This is a genomic window from Hansschlegelia beijingensis, assembly GCF_045505405.1.
GTDB lineage: Bacteria > Pseudomonadota > Alphaproteobacteria > Rhizobiales > Methylopilaceae > Methylopila > Methylopila beijingensis_A.
In genome coordinates this window covers 1-4,556 of record NZ_JBJKEX010000243.1, presented here as the reverse complement: position 1 = coordinate 4,556, position 4,556 = coordinate 1, and the positions used below count along the sequence as shown (strand labels likewise).

The following is a 4,556-nucleotide window of genomic DNA, read 5'->3' as shown; positions in this document are numbered from 1 at the left end:
GACCGAGAAGGAGACGGCGATCCTGCGCTATCTGTACCGCGCCGGCTCGTCCGTGGTCGGGCGCGAAACGCTTCTTCAGGAAGTGTGGGGGGGGGCCGTGAGCGCCGCCGCCCGCCGGTCAGACGATCGCGCAGCGAGCCGGCGCCGTAGCTGCTCCTCAGCCGGCCGCGCTTCTGGAGGATCGGCGTGACCCTGTCGACGAAGTCGTCGAAAGTGTCGGGCAGGAAGGCCGGCGAGATCACGAAGCCGTCGGCCGCGCCGCTGTCGACGATCGAGATCAGCTCCTCGGCGACGTCCTCGGCGGTGCCGGTGACGCGCGGGCACATCACGCCGCGGCCATAGATGCGGCCGGCCTCCGCGATGGTGGTCGAGCCGTCGCCAGCGATCGAGCGCAGCGCCGCGAGGTTGCCCTGGCTGCCGGTGTCGGCGATCTCGTTGACGGTCGCCTCGAGCGGCAGCGACGAGAAGTCGGCGTTGGCGTGCGCGGCGAGCGTCGAGAGCCCGACGCGGGGATCGACCAGGCTGTCATGCAGGTCGCGCTTGTCCTCGGCCTCGGCCCGGCTGTCGCCGATGAACGGCATCACGGCCATCATCACCTTGGCGGCGTCCGGCGCGCGGCCTTCCTTCTCGAGCGCGGCCGCGACGTCGGCCTTGAACACGCCCATCCGGGTCAGGTTCGGCTGCAGGGCGAAGATCACCTCCGACCAGCGCGCCGCGAACGCCTTGCCGCGGCCCGAGGAGCCGGCCTGGATGATCACCGGCCGCCCCTGCGGGCTGCGCGGGATGTTGAGCGGCCCGCGCGACTGGAACCAGCGGCCCTTGTGGTCGGCGTAACGCACCTTGGCGGGGTCGGCGTAGATCCCGGCGGCGCGGTCGAGCACCAGCGCGTCGGGATCCCAGCTGTCCCAGAGCTTGAAGGCGAGCTCCATGAACTCGTCGGCCCGATCGTAGCGCTCGTCATGGCTGAGGTGCTGCGCGACACCGAAGTTGAGCGCCTCGCCGTCGTTCATCGAGGTCACGACATTCCAGGCCGCCCGGCCGCCCGAGATGTGGTCGAGCGTCGCGAACTCGCGCGCGAGGTTGTAGGGCGCGTCATAGGTCGTCGACCGCGTCGCCCCGAGGCCGAGATGCGAGGTGACGGCCGCCATCGCGCCGAGGATCGGCACCGGGTCCATCCGGGTGGCGTCCTGGTCGCCATGGCGGATGCCGATCTCGTGGCTCTCGCCGTAGCGGTCGGCGATCGCCAGCCGGTCGGCGAAGAACACGAAGTCGAACATGCCGCGCTCGAGCGTCCGGGCGATGCCGGCGTAGTGCCCGAGCGTCAGAAACGGCGTCTCATGCGCCGGGTTGCGCCAGATCGCGTGGCTGTGCACCACGGGACCGGCGACGAGGAAACCACACAGGTGGATCTGCTTGTCCTGGCTCATCTTTTACTCCGTGGCCGTCAGGCGCACGGCTCCCTTGCGCGCGGTCTCCACGGCCGCGCGTCGTTGTTGTTCGACAGTTCTACTCGGACGCTGGAGCGTCAGCTCACCACGGCGAACGGGGTGTTCTTTCCGTCCTTGATGAGCTGGACGTAGAAGGACCTGTTCAGCGAGTCGCCCTTCTCGTCGAAGTCGCAGGTGCAGCCGGCGCCGTTGAAGTTGATCTTCTTTCCATCGCGGATCATCTTCAGGGCCTCGACCACGTCGTCGACGAATTCGCCCGGAGGATTGCAGACCTCGCGGACCGACTTGGTCCACACCGCCGCCTCCTGGGTCTTGGCGTGCTCCATCGCGAGCGCGGTGATGCAGATCTGGTCCCAGGCGTTGCCGGCGAACAGGAACACGGTGCCCTCAGGAGCGCCCATCTCCTTGACGAACCTGGCGTAGGAGGCGCTCTCGATCGGCGGCGCGGGCTGCAGGTGATAGATGCCCTCGGCGACCTCCGGCCCGACCGCCTGCAGGAACTTGCCCTCGGCGTCCGCGCCGGTGCCGAGCGAAACCACCTTCGACGTGAAGCCGCCGCGATAGATCTCCTTCGAGATCGACACCATGTCGGTGAGCAACGGCAGCACGAACACGGCGTCCGGCTCCGGCCCGAAGGCCTTCTCGACTTCGGCGCGGTAGGAAGCCTGGTCGGGATTGTACATCACGACGTCGATCACCTCGCCGCCGATCTTGGCCATCTCGACCTTGAACGGCTCCACCATGGCGACGATGAACGGGTTCTGCTGCGCCAGCACCGTCACCTTCTTGGCGCCGATCCTCTCCATCACCTTGGCGCCGGCCGGGCCCCACTGGCTGCTCTTGGCCTGCAGCCGGTAGATCAGCCCCTTGGTGTCGCCCTCCGTCACGGCGTTCGCCGCGCAGGACAGCATCTGCACCTTGTTGGCGGCGAGGATGATGGGCTTGGCGGCGAGCGCCTCGGGGCTGCCCCAGAAGCCGCCGACCAGCTCGACCTTGTTGACCTCGAGCAGCTTCTTGCTGGCCGTCACGCTGGTGGTCGCGCTGGTCTCGGAATCCTCGATGAACAGCTTGAGCTTGCGGCCGCCCAGGATGCCGCCGGAGTCGTTCACCTTGGAGACGACGAGGTCGGCGGCCTGCTTCATCGCCGGGCCATAGGCGCCGGTCGCGCCGGAGAACGGCAGCACCATGCCGATCGGCACGTCGGCGGCCTGCGCGATGGCGGGCGTCCGCAGCGCCGCGGCGAGCGGCAGCGCGCCGAGGCCGGCGACGACGGAGCGGCGGGTCATGGACAGGGCGTCGGTCATGCGGGCGTCCTTCTCTGGGCTCGGGTGGTCACGTCTCGAGGAGCAGGGCCGAGCGCCCGTCGTCGATCTGCAAGGCGTCGTTGAAGCGATTGAAGAAGCCCGCGAGCGCGATGCGCAGCGTGAGCTCGACGATCTGGCGTTCGGAGAAGACCGCGCGCAGGCGCTCGAACACGCCGTCGCGGATGCGTCCGGGGGTCTCTGTGACGAGGCGCGCATATTCGACCACCAGCCGGTCGGTCGCGTCGAAGGCCGGGTGGTCGAAGTCCGGAAGCGCGGCGATCGCGTCTTCCGGCACGCCCTCGACGCCGAGCAGCGGCTGATGATGCGCGACGCAGTAGGCGCAGAGATTGATCTTCGAGACGGTGACGACCGCGAGCTCGATATAGCGAAGCGGAACCGCCGCCTCGGCCCGCAGCCGCAGCAGCATGCCGTAGAGCCCGTCGAGCGCCGCCGGGACGTGGGCGAGCGCGGCCGCCTGGTCGCGGAAGTCCGCATAGCCGCTCGCGAAGGTCTCGTAGAGCGTGGCCTGCTCGGGCGGCAGCGCGGAGGAGGGAAGGGGGGTGACGCGCGGCATCAGTCGCGGCCTCCGGGCAGCACGTCGGCGGCCCGCCGCCGCGGCTCGGGCACGAGGCCCTGCGGCCGCAGGATGAGCAGCAGCACGATGCCGACGCCGATCAGGCCGAGGCGCAGCGCCGAAAGCTGCACGCCGTCGATCACCGAGATGAAGTCCTTGAGGAAGCGCGTGCCCTCGAGCAGCGCCATGATCGAGCCCGCGCCGAGCAGCAGGCCGATGTTCGAGCCGCGCCCGCCCGCGATCACCGCCATGAAGGCGTAGGCGGTGACGATGGGGGTGAACTGGCTGGGATCGATGTAGCGCAGGTAGAAGGCGTGCAGCGCCCCGGCGACGCCCATCACCGCGCCGCCGACCGCGAAGGCGCGCACCCTGAGGGCGAACACCGGCTTGCCGAGCGCGGCCGTCACGGTCGCGTCGTCGCGGATGGCGCGCAGCGCCCGGCCGAAGGGGGAGCGCGCCAGCCCCTCGAGCCCGAGGAATACGATCGCCAGCAGCGCGCAGGTGAAGACGATGAAGACGAGATCGCCGCCGAGAGCCTCGCCCAGCGCCGCGAAGGGCCGCGGAATGTCCGCGATGCCGAGCGCGCCCTGCGTCAGCCACTCCTCATTGAGAATGACGAGCCGCACGATCTCGCCGAAGCCGATCGTCACGATGGCGAGGTAGTTCTCCTCGAGCCGGATCGACAGCAGCGCGAGCCCCGTGCTGAGCGCGGCCGCGACCGCGCCGGCCGCCATCATGGCGGGCAGCCAGCCGATCTCGGGCGTCAGCAGCGCGGTCACATAGGCCCCGATCGCCACGAAGCCGACGACGCCGAAGTTCACCAGCCCGGCGAGGCCCCACTGGAAGTTCAGGGCGAGGCCGATCAGCGCGGCCACGCAGACCAGGATCGCGACAGTGACGAGATAAGCGGTCATTTGCGCGCAGCCTTTGCTCCGAACAGCCCATTCGCGCGGAACAGCAGCAGCGCGAGGATCACGGTGAAGCTCACGACCTGCCGGTAGTTGGTCGGGATCACGAGCGCCGACATCTCTTCCGCGACGCCGATCACGATGGCGCCGGCGACCGCGCCGAGCGGCGAGCCGAGACCGCCCAGGATCGCGGCGGCGAAGATCGGGATCTGGTAGTTCCAGCCGATCAGCGGATCGATCGCGCGGTCGAGCCCGGCGAGCACGCCCGCGAGCCCGAGCAGCGCGCCGGACAGGGCCCAGGTCAGCCGCGCGAAAGCTGAAC

General features: G+C 69.5%; 4 protein-coding genes and 2 pseudogenes. 1 reads left to right on the top strand and 5 read right to left on the bottom strand.

Annotation, left to right across the window (positions count from 1 at the left end; translation table 11 throughout):
• Positions 1-91: pseudogene (locus tag ACIKT0_RS13350) on the top strand (winged helix-turn-helix domain-containing protein); the annotation flags it as partial.
• A 94-nt stretch (positions 92-185) separates the two neighbouring features.
• Here ACIKT0_RS13350 and ACIKT0_RS13345 read toward each other — a convergent pair.
• From ACIKT0_RS13345 to ACIKT0_RS13325, 5 genes and pseudogenes are all read right to left on the bottom strand, one after another.
• Positions 186-1,427, bottom strand: a pseudogene (locus tag ACIKT0_RS13345) (LLM class flavin-dependent oxidoreductase); the annotation flags it as partial.
• Between the two features lie 98 nt (positions 1,428-1,525).
• Positions 1,526-2,752 carry an ABC transporter substrate-binding protein gene (locus ACIKT0_RS13340; RefSeq protein ID WP_407105811.1) on the bottom strand — a complete coding sequence of 409 codons (1,227 nt, stop codon included), beginning with the start codon at positions 2,750-2,752 and terminating at the stop codon, positions 1,526-1,528.
• Positions 2,753-2,780: 28 nt separating this feature from the next.
• Positions 2,781-3,326: a carboxymuconolactone decarboxylase family protein gene (locus tag ACIKT0_RS13335; protein ID WP_407105810.1), complete on the bottom strand. Its 546-nt coding sequence runs from the start codon at positions 3,324-3,326 to the stop codon at positions 2,781-2,783.
• Complete coding sequence (locus tag ACIKT0_RS13330; RefSeq protein WP_407105809.1) at positions 3,326-4,240, bottom strand: branched-chain amino acid ABC transporter permease; 915 nt, start codon at positions 4,238-4,240, stop codon at positions 3,326-3,328. The genes ACIKT0_RS13335 and ACIKT0_RS13330 overlap by 1 nt, the downstream gene beginning before the upstream one ends.
• Positions 4,237-4,556 (bottom strand): ABC transporter permease subunit (locus ACIKT0_RS13325; protein WP_407105808.1); only part of this gene is annotated, 320 nt, incomplete at its 5' end. The genes ACIKT0_RS13325 and ACIKT0_RS13330, both read right to left, overlap by 4 nt.